Genomic DNA, 16,052 nt, shown 5'->3' with positions numbered 1-16,052 from the left:
TTAAATCATTGATTCTTCATGTAAGGGTTCAGTTGCGCGGTCAAATTAGAGATGTCATACTATTCTTGCGACGGGATAGTATATCTATCTCTTTTTGACGGGGCTTTCCAAACCCTTTTGGTTTGCCCTGTTAAATCCTCTTCAATATTTTCATATTCGCCTTACTTTTTAGTTTGTCCATCTGTCTATATTACCAATAAATACCCAGTTTTTGAATTAATCTCTATAAAAAGTTCATACATATCAAAAGCTTAAAATGTATAAATTCATACACTTGCGCTACTTTGCTATGTGTTATTACTTCACTAAATTTCAGGCATAAAAAAGCCATCCTAATTAGGATGGCTTCTTAGTAACTTTCACGAATTGTGAGATTTTATTTCACGGCTATGAGACACACTGTCATGAACTATGAGATCCCACAATTGATCTGCTTCATAGTGTTTCTATAATACCCAGTGTATTTTTTCATACATTTTTTTGTTGTTCGGGTTGTGCTCTGTGTTGTTTGTGATATAGTTCTAATCAGGTTACAGAATCTGTAACCTGAAACGAGCAACTATTAAACTTGCTTTATTTTGATGAGTATTCACCGGCTCTTAATAACGTGGTGAGTGGATAAGTGAACATCACTACTGCTCACTGGCCGGACATTTTTGAGGAAAGAAAAATGGCCAGAGTGATCGCCCCTTCCGCCCAAAAAGGCGGAGTTGGAAAAACAACCATGTCTGTACAAGGCGCGCTTGCAACAGCAGTTAAACTGTCTGCACGCACATTATTAATTGATGTAGACCCGCAAGGAAATAGTTCAGGGTCATTTCTGACTCCAGAAGACCGTGCTGCACACCCTGAAGTTTCAGCATCTGCGTTATATGTAGACAATTCTAATCTGAAGCCCATACCTGGTAAGTATGGAGTGGATGTGATCCCTGGTGATGATGGGATTAATGCATTCCCTCAAGAGCTCAGCGGGACCACAATACAAGAAATTATCGGCAGCTTGTCTGATGATGCGTCGGCGAATGATATTATCAGTGGTGTTGTTGACGAGCAGCTGATCGCGTTTGTTAAAAATGTACAACAGTTTAAAGCACAGTACGACTACATCTGGATTGACACACCACCGTCATTTTTGGGACTGCCATTAATTTCAGCACTTTGTGCTGCTACTGATGTAGTCAGTGTACTAGAACCGACCAAATTTAGCTCCGATGTGATTGATAGCTTTATCGATAAAGTAAGTACAGTTAAAGAGCAGTATAATCCGTCGCTTACCTTTCATGGCTTTGTTATAAACAAGCTTAGAGCAACTAGCGAAAGACATAAAAATACCGCAGATCAATGGTTAGCGGAATATCCAGAATTTTTCCTTGGCACATCTATAAAAGTAAACTCGTGGATCGAAGCCACAACAGAAGATGGTGAACCAGTGTGGAAAAAGGCGTCAAATGAACATCGTAAAAAGGGTGCTCGAAATCTGCTTTCTGCACTGGGGGAGTTTATACCTGAATTGCAGGAGGTAACTGAAAATGTTTAATAAAAAAAGCAGCCTAGGACTAAGTAGTTCCGCAGATCGCATCCGCGCCCTTCAAACAGGCTCAAACAATGCTGAAAATAATCAAGAGGTCGAAGGTCGTGTGCTGAAAAGTATTCCGCTTGATTTGATTGATTATGATGAACAACAGTACCGAAAGGACAGATCCAATTACGACTTGGAAGGCCTCGCAGAAAACATCAGAAAGACGGTACTTAATAACGAGATCAAAGTAGAAGCCCTCGACAATGGGCGATATTTGCTGCTTGACGGTGAGATGCGTACGCGTGCACACCTGCTGAATCGTGAGAATTACCCCGATGAATCAAGATGGCAAAATATCAGAGCGATTGTAATAAAAGTAGAGACATTACCAGGCCTGACACATCGTTTGACCCGCGATATCCTTCAATTAAGTTCCAATTTATTTGCAGATCCAGGCGCGCTGTTTGACATTGCAGATGTCATCTGTCGAATAGATAAAGAGGCTGGTACGGAAGCCGTTATGGAGTTCCTGGCCGATAGAGGCCAGAAACATAAAAAAGTGGATGTCACGCGCTGGCGAGCAATGGGACGGGTACCGGATGCCATTAGACAGCAAGTCAGTGCCAATGAAATTACGGACAAAGAGACTATCGGTTTACTAGTGAAGATTCATGACAATGCACCAGAGCGGTACAAAGATATCATTTACAAATATCAGGAAGGTACGTTGTCACGCAGTCTGACCGCAACAGTTCAAGATGCATGGCGTGAGGTCAACCCTAAAAAGCGAACTAAACAGGATAAGGCAACTGTTAGCGACAAAGTGCAGCCATCAGAAAATGCAGTTATAACTGAAACAATCTCAAGCCAGCCAGCAAATTCGGCTGAAGTTCATCAAAGCGAAAAAAAACCAGAAGCACATGCAAGTGAAAAGCATAGCGAATCACAGCTGGATTTCCCTGGTTTAATGCTCGAAGCTAAGTCTATGCGAGTGATAGACGGCGTACTCGTTATTGAGTCTGATAATGGCCAGACTATGAATATCAGAGTGCCAGGCAACCTTCAAGTTACGGTTAAATAGATATAAGGCAGGGCTGAGCTATTGGCCCTGAACTACATTATGACTACTCAAACATCACAAAAAAATGAATTGTTCGAAGCTAGATTGCTTGTACATCTACTTAAAACTGAAGTCGTTAAAAATGACTATGATGTGTTAGCTGCTATCTTATCTCAAAAAACGGGTAAGAATGTTACTGCCCGAAATATATTTTATATGGTCAAAGGGGAAAGCTATGCAAAAAAATGGCTTATCTTAGCCCTATTGGAACTTTCATTAAAATCCAGCTGGATGCCATCATCTATCGCCGATTGGGAGAACCTGATTTGGACTATTACTGGTAAAAAGCAACCCGTTCAAGGTGGAGATAACAGCGGTATCTTTGAGAAGCTGGCTGAAATGGCAGATAAGAATTGCCAATATTTCGAACAAAATTTTGAGTTAGTCGTCTATGGCCGGTAAGAACACTCGAGGGCTACGCTTGACAAAAGAGATGTTCTGCATTCTTTCCATGCAAGGAAAGCAAGTAGAGCCCCGTACGCTCGAAATATTAGAAAAAGTGCTTGTGGATGGGTTTTCACAACCCGCCATTGCAAAAGAATATGACGTTTCTCAACAATTTATCAGCGGAGCTGTATCTCGCTTTTACAGTCGCTTAACAGAACAGATGCGTCACATACCTGATGAGCTTGTTATCCGCAATGTTGCTGTTCACCCCGATTTACTCGATGAGTTGAAAGCTCTTCAGATAAAGAGCTATAAGATGCTCAACAACAAATAAGCACCTTTGTTAAATTAAAGATCTTGTATTTTTATATTTTGTTGCAAAGTGCCTTTTCTTGCTCTATAAAATGTATGAAAACATACACAGTGTATTTAAAATACATTTAATAGTTGCGAAAAAATGCAAAAACATGAACCCAAAAAATCTAAATTGATGCTGTTGATCATTCTGATGTCATACATCATTTATCTATTAGCTTGGTATCTGGATGAATTTAACCTCTTTTTGATTGGAATACTCCTTCAAGTTTTACTGTCCTTCCAGCAACTTAAATATGGAAAATATCAGCTCGAGCTGGATAAAGCGAAGCAAGAAGAGCACTCAGCGCTCGTTCGCATAAGAGACGCCTTATCGCGTAGGGATGCTGTTACTCATGAATCACTAAGGGTTAGTCTTTATCTCTCTCATCAGGTTCAAAAAATTCAACACAAACTTAAATCTTCAAGACCGTAAAATCACAGAGGTTTAATATGCTAGGTACTGACTACAATGCAGAACAAGCAAAACACGCACATAATCTCATCTCACAGAACCTTAAACTGCCACTCACCCGTCATCGCAGGGTGTTTGATGGCGTTTTATATGACGCACATATCAGCCATAAAGCATTAGGTACAATTTATTGTTCTCGCTATCCTGAGGGACACTGCGTTATGACTGGGGAGATTGTATTTGTCTGCCTCGACAATAAACTGTCCTATATCGAGACAATAAATAAAAGTCGCTATATCATTGCAAAAACTCTGAAAGGGTATAACCAAGTCGGGGTGGTGCTAAATGACTTAGCTGATAAAGAAAAACAGATCCGAGATAACTTGGATTATTATGCTTTATTTCAGTGGTCTAACAATGATGTTTCGAGTATTTAATGCGATGGAATTCCCCGTATTATACGGGGCGTTACGTTATTTTCTAAGCCCTGGCGAGCGACAAGTCACACGCCAGAGCAAGAAAATCAAGCCTGCAAGCAGTCTTGACCCATTCGGGTGAACATCACTAATTCAATTACAGAATCTGTAACTTTCAGCGAATAATAGGACGCTCAAATCGGGCGGATAGATCGGAATGGCTTATCAGGAATAGGTAGTGGATAAATTCATTACTTTCAAAGCTACGCGCACTTTTATTGTTGAGTATTTTTCTGCATTGTGCGTGCTTGTGTTAACCATTAAGGGACACGTCCCTTAATAATCCCATACACAAATTAGTTTACCTTTATGGTTGTTTTGTGTTGTTTTTTATGTTGTTTTTGCTATAATGATAAATATAGACAGTGAGTATTCCCCGGCTTACTAACTATATTTATTCACGTGGGGAGAGGAACTATTATGCCAGTTAAAGCACGACGTTCATGTGTTTCAGCAGATATCTCAAAACACGTCATTTGGATTAATTCAACGGATTATCTTTCCACAATACGTGCACTGAAAATTCATAAAATTCTAGTTGATGAATTTAAATATGTAGATAGCGGGTTTTTGGAGTTCGGCCGCCGAGGTTTTGGCGTGAGCATCAGTGTCACAGGCTATAGCACCATCAAAGAGTTATGGGCTGATTATAACGAGGCTAAAGAACTGTCGAAAAGTATTGCAACAACTGAAGCGCATGAAACTGAAGCTAAAGAACTGATTATTCAGTTACACGGAGAAGGAGCTGAACTATGAGTATCGAAGTTGATAAACATGACATCACAGGCAAACACATTACGGTACACAGCTTAGACAGTGACATGCTGTTCTCTCTGCCTGCCACACTCAGAGGTACTGATGAACCTAATGAGCTCACAATACTCATCTATACATTTTTGTCCATCGAGTATGATGGCTGGAATGCGTACACACTTGGTATGAACTGGATAGGTTGCTCTGAGGTATAGTATGCTAGTACAAGATTTGATCACTTTGGGGCGGCTGTCAGTGCAAGAAAAAGCGCAGATCATTATGGCCTTGTCATTGGCAAATAAAACAGATGTTAAACTGTTAAAGAAAGGAGGAAAATCAGAAACGGTTCAGGCGCTACTGGGTATAGAAGAGTTTAAGGCCTTGAAAGATAGTGAGCGACTTGCCACTGAGTTGGCATCGCATTTACATCACACAAGTTGATGCAAGGAAAGTTGTTTTTTACGTGTCTTTAGTGTATGTTTTCATACAGGGTTGGCGGTATTCACCGACCACCAACCCATCGGGCAATGAACGTGGTGAGAGGATTAAAGTATGCAATTTGTAGAGTTTGTTAGAGAGTATGTCGGGAGCGATTATTTATCTATCGCAGCTTATTTTAATGCTACATTGACGGAAATGGCATCAGATTGCCGTATTGATTGGCAAAAGTGCCAATCAATTAAATACGGTAGCTCGAGGTGCGAAAAGAATAGTGCGCCTATCGTGAAAGGCATTAATAAAAATGACAATGGCCGCGTTTATATCTACGCTGAACTTAAAACGTATATACAGCGTGGTGAAACATTTACCTACCCTGTGATTTGCTTCAAAAGCTACCAGAATACGTACAATCAACCAGGTAAATGCTTCAATGCATTGACTTATCTTTATCGCTTATTCGAAGAGCATAAGGAAAAAGGCACACTTCCGGCCCCTTGCGCTATAGATACCGTGGGACTTGAGAAGCAACGTAAAGATGATGAACTCGCACAACTCAATATTAAGCGTAAGCAAGACTTTTATTTAAAAAACGAACCTGCACGTTTTAGTAAAATGACACATGTATCTCACATGATCAGTGCTTATCTCGATGACAAAGGGTTACAGAAAGTCGCGCAGCGATTTGATATCAGAATTGGACGTCATCGTGACTACGGCTATTACACGTGTTTTCCTGTGTACACCCCCTCGGGTCAAGTTGGAGGGCTACAGCGCATTTACCATATGCCTCCTAAGTCTTGGTCAAACAATAAACGTCAAAGTTGGGGGTTTAACCCTATGGGGTGCTTCACTGTATTGGGAGGCGATCTCCAGCATGCTGAAATCGTTTATTTGTGTGAAGGCTTGGCTACAGGGCTTGCAATGCATTTGGCCACTGGCCGTCCAGTGGTAATCTGTCTAATGGCTAGTAACTTGCCTGTGGTGTCGTCGCACTTGGCTGAGCAATACCCACACATCAAGCGCGTGCATGTTGCGGATAACGACAAACACAAACCTAAAATAGGTAATACTGGTGTGTATTATTGTGCTCTTGCGGTGCAAAAATACGGTGGCTGGGTATTCGTGCCTACCCCATCAAAGGGATCAGATGCTTGTGATGTATACCAGTTCGACGGACTGGAAGCATTACATAAACAGATACACTCAAAAGAGCATTATTTCAATGGCCAATTCTCAACGTCTGTTGCAGGTCAGTTTTGTTATTTAACTTAGACCAGTTTCAGATTCTGTAACTGTTTATTTTTGAATTTGCATTGTTTTTTATATTGTTTAATGTTAAGGTTACCATAGTTTCAATGAAATGAATTCCCCGACGTTTCATTGTGTATTCAATCGTGGGGAGAGGATTTAAATATGTCTACAATAGAAAAGTATGTTGTTATTAATACAAATGATGAGATCGTTTCTACACACAGAGATTACCTAATCGCATCCAAAAAAGCGGGTTATAAGTTTGCTTATTTTCAGGTAGGTCAATATGACTCTGGCGATGTCTTCGCTGAGACTGACTTAACAAAAGGGAATCGGGTTCCGGGGATTTGGCAGTGGCTTGAGAACAACAAAATTGATGAATACTGTGTAGAGCTCATGGTTATGTGGCTGGAGAAGCGGGTTATTTCTGACAGGGAGCCCGTAGATCGCAGTGAAATGTCAATTGATGCATTCACGAAAAGACTAACTGATTATGGACTGACAGTAGATGAGTTCATTAGAAAATACACACAGCGGGGAAATCAATTGAAAGCTGAGCGTGATGAGGTCAGCTTAAAAAATGCAGAACAGATAGCTCTTCAGGAGGCCAATTTATTGGCCGCTACAGAGCATCACGCGGGCGCTTGTTTCTCACTTCCGGCCATCGCTGGAAAAATGGGCGACAGTATCTATTTTACTGTTCAAGTCCCGATGCCTCAATTTGTAAGGTTATTCCGTTTTAATGAGTCTGATGTGCCAATTGAGTTGCGTGCTCAGCGGGAACTGAAAGAAAAGCATGCAGAAAGTATCAGTCAGTATTTGCAAAGCCGCCCTTCTGATTACACATTGCCAGCGGTCACCGCTTCTGTTAGCGATGCAATGCAGTTTGAACCAGCGCCTGGCTTTACCAATGTTGGTACTGTCCGTATTCCTATAGATGCACAGGTCATTCTGAACGATGGGCAACATCGTCGCAGAGGTATAGAGCTTGCGCTAGAAAATGGTTTACCTATTAAGGACCAACACATAACTGTGGTGATTTTTTACGATAAAGGACTTGAGCGCAGTCAACAAATTTTTGCAGATATTAATAACAACGCCAGCAAACCGCAAAAAGCACTGTCTATCTTATTCGACCGCCGCAATGCATTTAATCGCAACCTTATCCATGCAATTAAATCTGCTGGTTTAGACAAAGTCGTAGAATTTGAAAAGGCCAGTCCTGGCGCAAAGTCTCGAAAATTGTGGGGAGTTACGGCACTCAAAAAGGCTACCCAGACTTTATCTGGACTGACAGATGAAAAGTTTGAGAAACTAGATCCCCCTGTTATGAGTGCCTATGCAGAATTGTTCACTGCTTGGTTTAAATCATTAGTGCAGCATGCTCCAAGCTTAAGTGGGCTTGTGAACGCTGACCCTGCCACAGTGATTGAAGCACGAAAAGAGACCATTGTAACCCATGCTGCATATTTACATGCAGCAGCAATGGCATCGAAAGAATTGTGTGAGGAATTTAAGCAAAGTATTGCTGACTATGAGCATGCAGTATTAGAGCTTCCTGAGGAATCACATCTTGCACTGTTGAAAGTTCCACAGTTTGATGAGTTATCCAAATTAGCTCTTCTAGATACGTCAAAGTCTAACCCCAAATGGATGAACAGACTAATCAAGCCAGATCACACTATGAATATCACGACTTCTGGGATTAAGCTGGGCGCGTATGTAATGTTAACTGCTATGGATATGCAAATACCTGAAGCAATAGAAGTGCATAATAATGAAATGCTGAACTGAGAGTATCTTAAGGGTTACAGAATCTGTAACCCGACTTTGGAGGAATATATGCTGACCCAAATACAAATGAAACGATTAAAAGCGTTGGATGCTGGGCCTGACCAATTGAGCAGAATCACATGCCCTAGGTGCAACACGCTGTTTCCTGATTGTAGCTTCTCAGTTAAGAGCCTAATGTTTGTAGTTCGGTGTGAGCAGTGCAATAGAATGTCTGAGTCGACTAACTTCCAAGGAGCAATTATGCAATTTAATATGGCTGCATTGGAAGAAAAGCAGGAGAGAACCTGGCTTGATACTCTATAGAGCACTTTTGAAACCCGCTCAAATTTACATTGAACAAACAAATGATGGTTTTGAGGCGCGGCAAGCGGTTGCAATTTTTGGTAGTTATCAAATGAAAGAAAGCGATCTTGAAAAGATAGGTTACAACCCTTTTCATGAGTGTTTTGATGATAACTTTGTTAGTGGCAAAGGTGAGTCTAAAGAGACTGCAATTGAAGCGTTGAAAGTTGACGCTAAAAGCATGGCTGACTCGCTTTGGATATGATTGGAAATCGAGGGATAAATAGCAAAGGGAAATCTTGTTGAAAAAGTAGTGGCTCAAAAATCAAAATCGTACGGCTCTGAGAACGGTACTCTTTTTGTATATGGTGATGAAAGTACCTACCCACCAGAGTTCACTTTTGTAGTTATGAACCTACAACCAGATGTACCTGTTTACTATGACAGGAAAGCAAATAGATGGTGGACGGCAATCGCTGACAAAGATACTGATGATATTTACGCTAGAGATGAATTTTACGGTTACGGTAGTGATGAGGGTGAAGACGATGACATCTACTGGCAACCAATAGAATTTAAAAAATCAGAGGTCTTGTTTATACCTGCTGAAAAAAGTAATTAATAGCATTGGAAAACGGAAAAATGACAGATTATTACAACGGTGCAATTACGGCGCTTTCATACATGGCTGAACAAGGTGCGAAAAAAGAGGATATTTTAAGTGTCGCAGAAATCATGGATATTGATTTGTCAGATTTAAATAAAATTGACGAAAGTGATCGCGAAAGGTTCCAAACCGCCTTTGCAGAATTATAAAGCCAACTATTGGAATACGTAAAAGCCGCTATTTAGCGGTTTTTTTGTGCTTATTTATAGTGCGTTTGGCTTCTGCGTCAAGAGTATCCCTGATCCAATCTGATTTACGCTTACCTGCCAACTCCCACGCTGTCTCATAATCACCTAGTTGCTGCTCAGTTACTTGAACAACACCCAAACGAGCTGTGCGCTTCTCACTGGTGGGCTTTTTGGGTGCGCCTCGGCGCTTTTTATCTTCGTTCATCTTTTTATTATTACACGTGTATTTTTTATTGGCAAATAGGTTGTAGTTTAGTCTGCGTTTGCTATATTAATTACACGTGTAATTAATGTGCTTTTAAGGTCTAATAATCATGCAACTAAGTCAATCTGATAAAAAAGTACTTTTGAACGCTCTAAATAGAAGGGGTTGTAGAAGAGGGGTAGTTCTAGAGTCTTCTTTAGAAAAGAGAAGGTGTTTTAATGCAGCAAAAAAACTAGCAAAAGCTGGCCTCATTGAAAACGTGACTATAGAGTATCAATACAGCAATGGTCGCCCAGATACGCTGTTTGGCAGAGTCTGGATTGAAGGGCACGCATGGAGTGACTTTAAAGGCGAATTGACATCTGAGGGTTTAAAACTTGCTGAATCATTACAGAATTAATTCATTGGAAAACGTAAGGGAATTATAATGTTAGCTATTAAAGCAGAATATCTTGGAGCGAGTGACAACGGTGTAAAAGTACACAGTAAGTTCTTAGCTAATTGTGATGCGCTCTCAACTTTCGATAAATTTAAATCAAAAGCTATAAGTAAAGAACACGCGCCATTTTTTATTGATCTAGTTGATGTAGAAGGAATAGAAACCTTAGAGACTATTGGTGTCGATGAAAAAACATACTCAGATATTACAGGCGAAACTGTCATGACTTATGAGTATTACCAACGCGAAGCTGATTTTAACCAAGATCTAGTTTTTGGTGCCATAGAGCAGGGCTTGCGTGAAAAAGGGGTTGATATGCCGTGGCCAGAAACAGAATCATTCGGTTTGGCAGCTTTAAAACTGAAAAAATTTAGACAGTCTGATCATGTAATTCATGAAATTAGCGTGGATGATTTGGAAGTCTAGAAATAGTTGGAATACACATGGTTTCAAAGTCAATAATGGGCAATAGGAAATATTTGCATGAAATTGGACGTAGATTTTACTAGCTTAAATCTTTCTGCTGCAAAGATGAATGGCCTCGATGAGTACCTTAGTGCAATTCGTTCTGCTAAGAAAACATTTTCTGAAGGTCTGGAATTATCTATAGCGTATGTTTTAGATAACGGCGGGACTGTCGAAAAAAGCAAGGATGGCGTTACTGTGTTGTTTCTACACGGTGTCGAGGCCTTTTGTTTTCAGCTTTATCCAGACATCGACCTATTTTATTTTGAGACATAGGAATCTCATTCATTAGAGTTTTTTATCCTCACTATTATTAACCCGTCTTTGGTGGTTTACCAAGTTTTCTATTTAGAAGGGGAAGTTTAAAATATGAATGAAAATACCAATGCTATTCGCAGCACCAAAATGTCAACTATACAATCAATTAGTATGATTAGCATCGCGCCAATAGTAGGAGTGGTAAAAGAACTAGAAACCCTAGTCTGATAAGGGCGGTGTTTTTTACTCGTCTGAAACGAACAGGCCAATCATTGAATTTGTTGGAGATGAAGTGCTAAAGCAAGTTAAATTAACTTAATTGGAATAAATTATGGGGAATTTTTTATTACTATCTCTATTCGCCAGCATGATTACAGCATTATTCTTGGTGGTGAAATCGCAAAGTAAAAATAGGCTGTATTTGTCTATGTGCGCATTAATCAACTTTTGTATTGTGATTTATTTAGCTGTGGATTCATACCCTGCTGATATGGCTGAAAATAAGCTCACACTTATGGGACTTGCTTTAATAGGTGCATTAGCTAGCTTAGCGAGCGCACTCTTAGTCACAAACAAGCGTAAAAACTGTGTTTAATCTGCATTGGAGTACGGAAAAAGGAACTGAAATGGCTTTATATATATCTATTGATGAGAATTATTGTGCCAGAAAACTGAATGGACTTATTGGTGTTCTTCGTGAATCAGAAGGTTATACTTTTCAAGATGGTCGAATTGTCACCAAAAAGTTAGCCCAACTGGAGCTTAAAAGCGGTTCACTCAATCTTTATAAATATGACGATGAGGAACTTGAACAAGCTAAGTTAAACGGTAGTGTTCGAGGGGGTGATTGGACAATAAAAATCCTAAAACTTTGAGAGTGGATATTTATTTTTGGCGAATAAATCTTTTTAAAGTAAATCTAGCTAAATGGTAAGGATTCCAAGCGTGGAACAAATCTATGATTTCATAAGTGATAACTATCAAACAATGGGCTTATTAGCTATTTCTATTAGTAGCGAAGTCCGCAACCTCAGGTAATATGAAGTTTCTAAAAAAGCGGGTATACAGTGGGTGTTCCTAATCATATTGGTTGTAAGCACTCTTTTTATGTTAAAACTTCTGTTGGTTTAAAAATGAATGAAAAAGAATTATATAGGGATGCCAAAAAAGAAGATTGGCAATTATACCTATCTTGGGTATTACTGATATTGTTAGGTTTTTATCAAAATCCTCTATCTAGCATGATCTTGATTTTAATCTGGGGTATTGGTGTCGCTCGATTTAATAAAAAAATAGAGAAACACCTTATGTCTATCGAACATGACGTGAAAGAACTAGTTACAAAGGGGCTGACAGAGCAAGAAGCTATGTCAAAAATGGGTTTTGACAAATATTATTACAAACCGTTTTGGGCTGTTAAGTAGTCACTCTATCGCTGACAGCTATTTTTATTATTGGATAGCGTAGCCGTGAACTACCATGGTTTTTTTATAGTTGATTGGGAAACAATTATGAGCGAAAAATCAATTACTTTTTTTGGGTACGTAGTTTTTCAATGTGGTTCAATCTTGATTTCAAGTGGTCAATTGGAAGCATTTGCTTTTATTCTTAACTTAACTTTTTTGGTTACTCTTTTCCTCTGGTTAAGACCTAAAGTTCTTTCATTTCTGAACCAAGAGAGGTTAGAGCTATTTTATAAGTCGGCTTTTATTACTAGTAAAAAATCGAAATTTTGTGCGGCTATAGGCAATCAAATTTCGAATAAGAAAGGCGTTCATAACAATGAAGCTAAGGAGTTAGGTGCACACTTTTCAGCTTCAATAATGTTGGATGTTTTAGCGTTAAGTTTATGTGTGTTGCCTGTATATATTTATAGGATTTTCACATAATAATTTATCCATATTTGGCATAAATGAGTTATTGCATACTAAAATCGAGGGATTGTTTTAAAGGCACTTTCTTAATATGTGTTAAAAAAGTTTGAAAAAGCAACGAGAACTGAGGTTAACTCAATCGCGACTTAATCCCCTGAGTCCCTCTGAACACCCGAATTGAGCTTGTTACCACTCCCTCAAAACTAAAATCATCGTAGCGATTAATTGAAACGGGCGGGTAATCTGGTGATGCAGACAGTAACCGGCCATTTTTGTAATCCAAAATCTTACACACAAATTCCCGGTTATATGACGCGACAATCACGTCACCTTCTTCCGGTCGTGTGCTGCGATCTATAATGAGTAAGTCACCATCAAATATACCAACGCCTTGCATTGAGCTGCCAGATGCGCGGCCAATGAACGACGCGCCTGCGTTTGGCATTATAAGTGTATCTAAACTTTGCTCAATCTCTGTGTACTCAGCACCACCATAACCGAAACCAGTGATCCCTGCGCTTGCTTTAACCGGAATTACTTTCATATGCTCTCTTAATTTACTGTCTTAATATACAGTATTTAGGGTAGCACATTTCCACAGAATCAGTGGATAACAATGTACTATGTCTGTGTATATTAATTTTAATGTTGTTTTTAATGTTGTTTTTTAGTATGCTGTAGGTATCAAAAAAAGGTGGGCATTCCCCGGTTCATCTCTCTTTTTTCAAACGTGGGGAGCGGAAAATACTTCCTGCACGGAAGTATCTTCCTTGTTTTTATTTAATTACAAGGGAATTAAAAATGAAAGTTACGTTGAACCATTTTCACCTATTCTGCGGGAGTGGGGGAGGAGCGCTAGGCTTTAATCAAGCTGATGCAAGAGTGGGGAGTTTAGAAGCCGATTTTCAATGTATTGGTGGTATTGACGTCGACCCGAACGCAATTGCTGATTTTACTCGTCTTACAGGCGTTGATGGAACGGTAATGGATCTGTTTAGTAAAGAGCAATACACGCGCTTTCATGGTAAAGCGCCCCCGCCAGGTTGGCGTGAAGCCACCGCCCAGGATATCCAGCGTGCGGCACAAAACCATAGTCCAAACATTGTGTTTACCAGTGCCCCATGTAAAGGGTTTTCTGGTTTACTTGCGAAAAGCAAAGCGGATAGCGACAAGTATCAAGCCCTAAATGAACTGACAGTCAGGGGGTTCTTCTTAACACTGGAAGCGTTTAAGGACGATCCTCCTGAGTTCATCATTATGGAAAATGTCCCCAGGATTGAATCAAGAGGGGGGCCGCTACTGGACTGGATCGAAGCGCTTTTGAATTACTTTGGTTACGCAGTTGCAAGAACAACGCATGATTGCGGTGAAATCGGCGGACTTGCACAAAGTAGACGACGTTTCTTAATGGTCGCAAGACACGTCGAAAAAGTTCCTCCTTTTTTATATGAGCCAACCAAGCGACCGCTCCAGTCCGTGGGCAGGGTGCTGGAACAATTTCCTTTGCCTGGTTGCCCGAGTGCAGGCCCTATGCACTCATTGGCAAAACTACAATTTAAAACATGGCTACGTTTGGCGTTCGTCGAGCCCGGATCTGATTGGCGCAGTCTCGAGCGTTTGCAAGTCAAAGATGGTGTACTCAGTGATTATTTGCTGATGCCAAAAAACTATGGTTTTTCTACCGTGTTAGGTGTGAACTGCTGGGACCAACATGTGGGCGCTATTTCAGGTCGCTCTTCGGCGTCTACGGGTGCTTATTCTGTAGCGGACCCCCGCCTGAACGATTCTAAATTCCTACCTCATTTTAAAATTGTAGCGCGTGATGAGCAGGCGCAGGGGGTCGAGCTGCAAACTATTGCAGATGTTCGCAGTAAACTGGCCAAAGTTAATGGTGGCGCATATCAGTCAGCACGCCACTATGGTGTATTGAACTGGGATGATTTCAGTGGGGCTGTTACATCATCTTGTCGTCATGATAATGGTGCCTGGTCGGTAGCTGATCCTCGTTTACCTTCGCCAGAACTGCGAACCAGAACGATCATTGAGTCTGTATCGGGTCACTGGCACCGTCCCTTTACGACCCTTGAGTTAGCAGCGCTACAGGGGCTTGTTAGTCCCGATGACACTCCATTGACCTTAGCCGGTAACAGCCATGCTCAGTGGCGTGAGCGTATCGGAAATATGGTGCCACCAAAGTCAGCAACTGGCATCGCTGAAGTGATGGGTAAAACACTGTTACTAAATTTCAGTGAGCAAACTCAGTTGATCGCACAGACTCCTGTTTGGGTTCGGCCCATTGCTGTCGGACTTTCTTTAGCTTCAAAATCGTATTAATCCAGAAAAGGAGAGTGGCTAGATATTGTACATGGAGGCTATTCGATTGCTTTAGTGTGCACATTTATTTTTACGGCATTGTATAAATTTAAATATATAGTGTATGTTTTTGTACATCGTAATTTCAAGGAGGTAATTAATGTATACACTTACAAAACGGGTCGTTCTGAATATATTTCGTTTGATCCCTTCTGTCAGTATATGGGGGATGTTGACTCTGTTACTACATACAGCTGTGATTGTGATTGCTGCTACATATGGCCTGATAGTCTCAGGTTCTTTGCCTTTGGAAATATTAGTCAGTCGGGGAAACTATGGATAACGAGTACTTATATCAAAGCGTGTGGCTACGCAATAATTTGAATACGGTCGAAAATATTTCAGATTTAGAGGTGTTATTAAAAATGCGTAATGATGTGGAACAACTTCACACAGCATTACAAAAGAAGCTAGCGCAGAAAAGCAGTTCAAGGGAATTCCCCGCATTGTAATGCGGGTCGCTACGTCATTTTCTAAGTCCTGGCGTGCGACAAGTCACACGCCAGAACAAGAAAACCAAGCCAGGCAAGCTGTCTTGGCCCATTCGGGTAGACATCGCTAATTCAATTACAGAATCTGTAACTCATTTTACTCATTGTTACCCTATCAGTGCGGACAGTTCGAAGGGCTTATCAAGGCGGGGCGGGGCGGGGGTCAGCCCCGATGTGGCTACGCGCACGCGAGTGTGTGCCTATAATAGCTGAGTGCGTGCTTGTGCTTTTCATTAAGGGACACGTCCCTTAATAATCCCTAAATCATTTAAAAAAAACACATTAAATATTGTTTTTTAT

General features: G+C 40.5%; 26 protein-coding genes. 24 read left to right on the top strand and 2 right to left on the bottom strand.

Annotated elements, in window-relative coordinates:
- The first annotated feature begins 670 nt into the window (after positions 1–670).
- The 14 genes from J8M00_RS26010 (at position 671) to J8M00_RS25945 (ending at position 9,608) form a co-directional block, all read left to right on the top strand.
- Positions 671–1,537, top strand: a complete 867-nt coding sequence (locus tag J8M00_RS26010) for a ParA family protein (RefSeq protein ID WP_211013302.1) — start codon at positions 671–673, stop codon at positions 1,535–1,537.
- The gene (locus tag J8M00_RS26005; protein WP_211013301.1) at positions 1,530–2,600 is read left to right on the top strand and encodes a ParB N-terminal domain-containing protein; all 1,071 of its coding nucleotides are present in this window, start codon (positions 1,530–1,532) and stop codon (positions 2,598–2,600) included. The genes J8M00_RS26010 and J8M00_RS26005 overlap by 8 nt, the downstream gene beginning before the upstream one ends.
- Positions 2,601–2,639: 39 nt before the next feature.
- On the top strand, positions 2,640–3,041 hold the full coding sequence (locus J8M00_RS26000; protein WP_211013300.1) for a hypothetical protein: 402 nt from the start codon (positions 2,640–2,642) through the stop codon (positions 3,039–3,041).
- A gap of 19 nt (positions 3,042–3,060) precedes the next feature.
- A complete protein-coding gene (locus J8M00_RS25995) occupies positions 3,061–3,360 on the top strand; it encodes a TrfB-related DNA-binding protein (RefSeq protein WP_211013299.1) in 300 nt (99 codons plus the stop codon).
- 473 nt (positions 3,361–3,833) lie between these two features.
- The gene (locus tag J8M00_RS25990; RefSeq protein WP_211013298.1) at positions 3,834–4,232 is read left to right on the top strand and encodes a hypothetical protein; all 399 of its coding nucleotides are present in this window, start codon (positions 3,834–3,836) and stop codon (positions 4,230–4,232) included.
- Between the two features lie 459 nt (positions 4,233–4,691).
- Positions 4,692–5,027 (top strand): hypothetical protein, encoded by a 336-nt coding sequence (locus J8M00_RS25985; protein ID WP_211013297.1) that lies wholly within the window; start codon positions 4,692–4,694, stop codon positions 5,025–5,027.
- The gene (locus J8M00_RS25980; RefSeq protein ID WP_211013296.1) at positions 5,024–5,239 is read left to right on the top strand and encodes a hypothetical protein; all 216 of its coding nucleotides are present in this window, start codon (positions 5,024–5,026) and stop codon (positions 5,237–5,239) included. Before J8M00_RS25985 ends, J8M00_RS25980 begins: the two co-directional genes overlap by 4 nt.
- Position 5,240: 1 nt before the next feature.
- A complete protein-coding gene (locus J8M00_RS25975; RefSeq protein ID WP_211013295.1) occupies positions 5,241–5,465 on the top strand; it encodes a hypothetical protein in 225 nt (74 codons plus the stop codon).
- 111 nt (positions 5,466–5,576) lie between these two features.
- Complete coding sequence (locus tag J8M00_RS25970) at positions 5,577–6,737, top strand: hypothetical protein (protein ID WP_211013294.1); 1,161 nt, start codon at positions 5,577–5,579, stop codon at positions 6,735–6,737.
- Positions 6,738–6,878: 141 nt separating this feature from the next.
- Positions 6,879–8,510, top strand: coding sequence for a DNA sulfur modification protein DndB (locus J8M00_RS25965; RefSeq protein ID WP_211013293.1), 1,632 nt, complete (start codon positions 6,879–6,881; stop codon positions 8,508–8,510).
- Between the two features lie 48 nt (positions 8,511–8,558).
- On the top strand, positions 8,559–8,813 hold the full coding sequence (locus tag J8M00_RS25960; RefSeq protein ID WP_211013292.1) for a hypothetical protein: 255 nt from the start codon (positions 8,559–8,561) through the stop codon (positions 8,811–8,813).
- Positions 8,814–8,820: 7 nt separating this feature from the next.
- Entirely contained in the window at positions 8,821–9,057 is a 237-nt protein-coding gene (locus tag J8M00_RS25955; protein WP_211013291.1) for a hypothetical protein, read from the top strand.
- A 48-nt stretch (positions 9,058–9,105) separates the two neighbouring features.
- Complete coding sequence (locus J8M00_RS25950) at positions 9,106–9,414, top strand: hypothetical protein (RefSeq protein WP_211013290.1); 309 nt, start codon at positions 9,106–9,108, stop codon at positions 9,412–9,414.
- 20 nt (positions 9,415–9,434) lie between these two features.
- Positions 9,435–9,608, top strand: coding sequence for a hypothetical protein (locus J8M00_RS25945; RefSeq protein ID WP_211013289.1), 174 nt, complete (start codon positions 9,435–9,437; stop codon positions 9,606–9,608).
- A gap of 28 nt (positions 9,609–9,636) precedes the next feature.
- Here J8M00_RS25945 and J8M00_RS25940 read toward each other — a convergent pair whose 3' ends face one another.
- Positions 9,637–9,852, bottom strand: coding sequence for a hypothetical protein (locus J8M00_RS25940; protein ID WP_211013288.1), 216 nt, complete (start codon positions 9,850–9,852; stop codon positions 9,637–9,639).
- Positions 9,853–9,961: 109 nt separating this feature from the next.
- On the opposite strand from J8M00_RS25940, the gene J8M00_RS25935 reads away from it, so the two are divergent.
- The 7 genes from J8M00_RS25935 (at position 9,962) to J8M00_RS25905 (ending at position 12,903) form a co-directional block, all read left to right on the top strand.
- Positions 9,962–10,252 (top strand): hypothetical protein, encoded by a 291-nt coding sequence (locus J8M00_RS25935; RefSeq protein WP_211013287.1) that lies wholly within the window; start codon positions 9,962–9,964, stop codon positions 10,250–10,252.
- Positions 10,253–10,279: 27 nt separating this feature from the next.
- The gene (locus tag J8M00_RS25930) at positions 10,280–10,717 is read left to right on the top strand and encodes a hypothetical protein (protein ID WP_211013286.1); all 438 of its coding nucleotides are present in this window, start codon (positions 10,280–10,282) and stop codon (positions 10,715–10,717) included.
- 57 nt (positions 10,718–10,774) lie between these two features.
- Positions 10,775–11,032 (top strand): hypothetical protein, encoded by a 258-nt coding sequence (locus J8M00_RS25925; protein WP_247687579.1) that lies wholly within the window; start codon positions 10,775–10,777, stop codon positions 11,030–11,032.
- Between the two features lie 313 nt (positions 11,033–11,345).
- Positions 11,346–11,609, top strand: a complete 264-nt coding sequence (locus J8M00_RS25920) for a hypothetical protein (RefSeq protein ID WP_211013285.1) — start codon at positions 11,346–11,348, stop codon at positions 11,607–11,609.
- Positions 11,610–11,640: 31 nt separating this feature from the next.
- Positions 11,641–11,889 (top strand): hypothetical protein, encoded by a 249-nt coding sequence (locus tag J8M00_RS25915; protein ID WP_211013284.1) that lies wholly within the window; start codon positions 11,641–11,643, stop codon positions 11,887–11,889.
- 192 nt (positions 11,890–12,081) lie between these two features.
- The gene (locus tag J8M00_RS25910) at positions 12,082–12,438 is read left to right on the top strand and encodes a hypothetical protein (RefSeq protein ID WP_211013283.1); all 357 of its coding nucleotides are present in this window, start codon (positions 12,082–12,084) and stop codon (positions 12,436–12,438) included.
- A gap of 87 nt (positions 12,439–12,525) precedes the next feature.
- A complete protein-coding gene (locus J8M00_RS25905; RefSeq protein ID WP_211013282.1) occupies positions 12,526–12,903 on the top strand; it encodes a hypothetical protein in 378 nt (125 codons plus the stop codon).
- A gap of 115 nt (positions 12,904–13,018) precedes the next feature.
- Here the strand turns inward: J8M00_RS25905 and J8M00_RS25900 are convergent, their stop codons facing one another.
- Positions 13,019–13,432 carry a LexA family protein gene (locus J8M00_RS25900; protein WP_211013281.1) on the bottom strand — a complete coding sequence of 138 codons (414 nt, stop codon included), beginning with the start codon at positions 13,430–13,432 and terminating at the stop codon, positions 13,019–13,021.
- Between the two features lie 257 nt (positions 13,433–13,689).
- Here J8M00_RS25900 and J8M00_RS25895 point away from each other — a divergent pair, with 257 nt between their 5' ends.
- From J8M00_RS25895 to J8M00_RS25885, 3 genes are all read left to right on the top strand, one after another.
- Positions 13,690–15,222, top strand: coding sequence for a DNA cytosine methyltransferase (locus tag J8M00_RS25895; protein ID WP_211013280.1), 1,533 nt, complete (start codon positions 13,690–13,692; stop codon positions 15,220–15,222).
- Positions 15,223–15,361: 139 nt separating this feature from the next.
- Positions 15,362–15,544 carry a hypothetical protein gene (locus tag J8M00_RS25890; RefSeq protein WP_211013279.1) on the top strand — a complete coding sequence of 61 codons (183 nt, stop codon included), beginning with the start codon at positions 15,362–15,364 and terminating at the stop codon, positions 15,542–15,544.
- Positions 15,537–15,713 (top strand): hypothetical protein, encoded by a 177-nt coding sequence (locus J8M00_RS25885; RefSeq protein WP_211013278.1) that lies wholly within the window; start codon positions 15,537–15,539, stop codon positions 15,711–15,713. The genes J8M00_RS25890 and J8M00_RS25885 overlap by 8 nt, the downstream gene beginning before the upstream one ends.
- Positions 15,714–16,052 lie beyond the last annotated feature (339 nt).

Origin of the sequence: Pseudoalteromonas luteoviolacea (assembly GCF_018100925.1) — a bacterium.
Classification (GTDB): Bacteria; Pseudomonadota; Gammaproteobacteria; order Enterobacterales; family Alteromonadaceae; genus Pseudoalteromonas; species Pseudoalteromonas obscura.
This window is presented reverse-complemented; position numbering and strand designations above follow the sequence as displayed.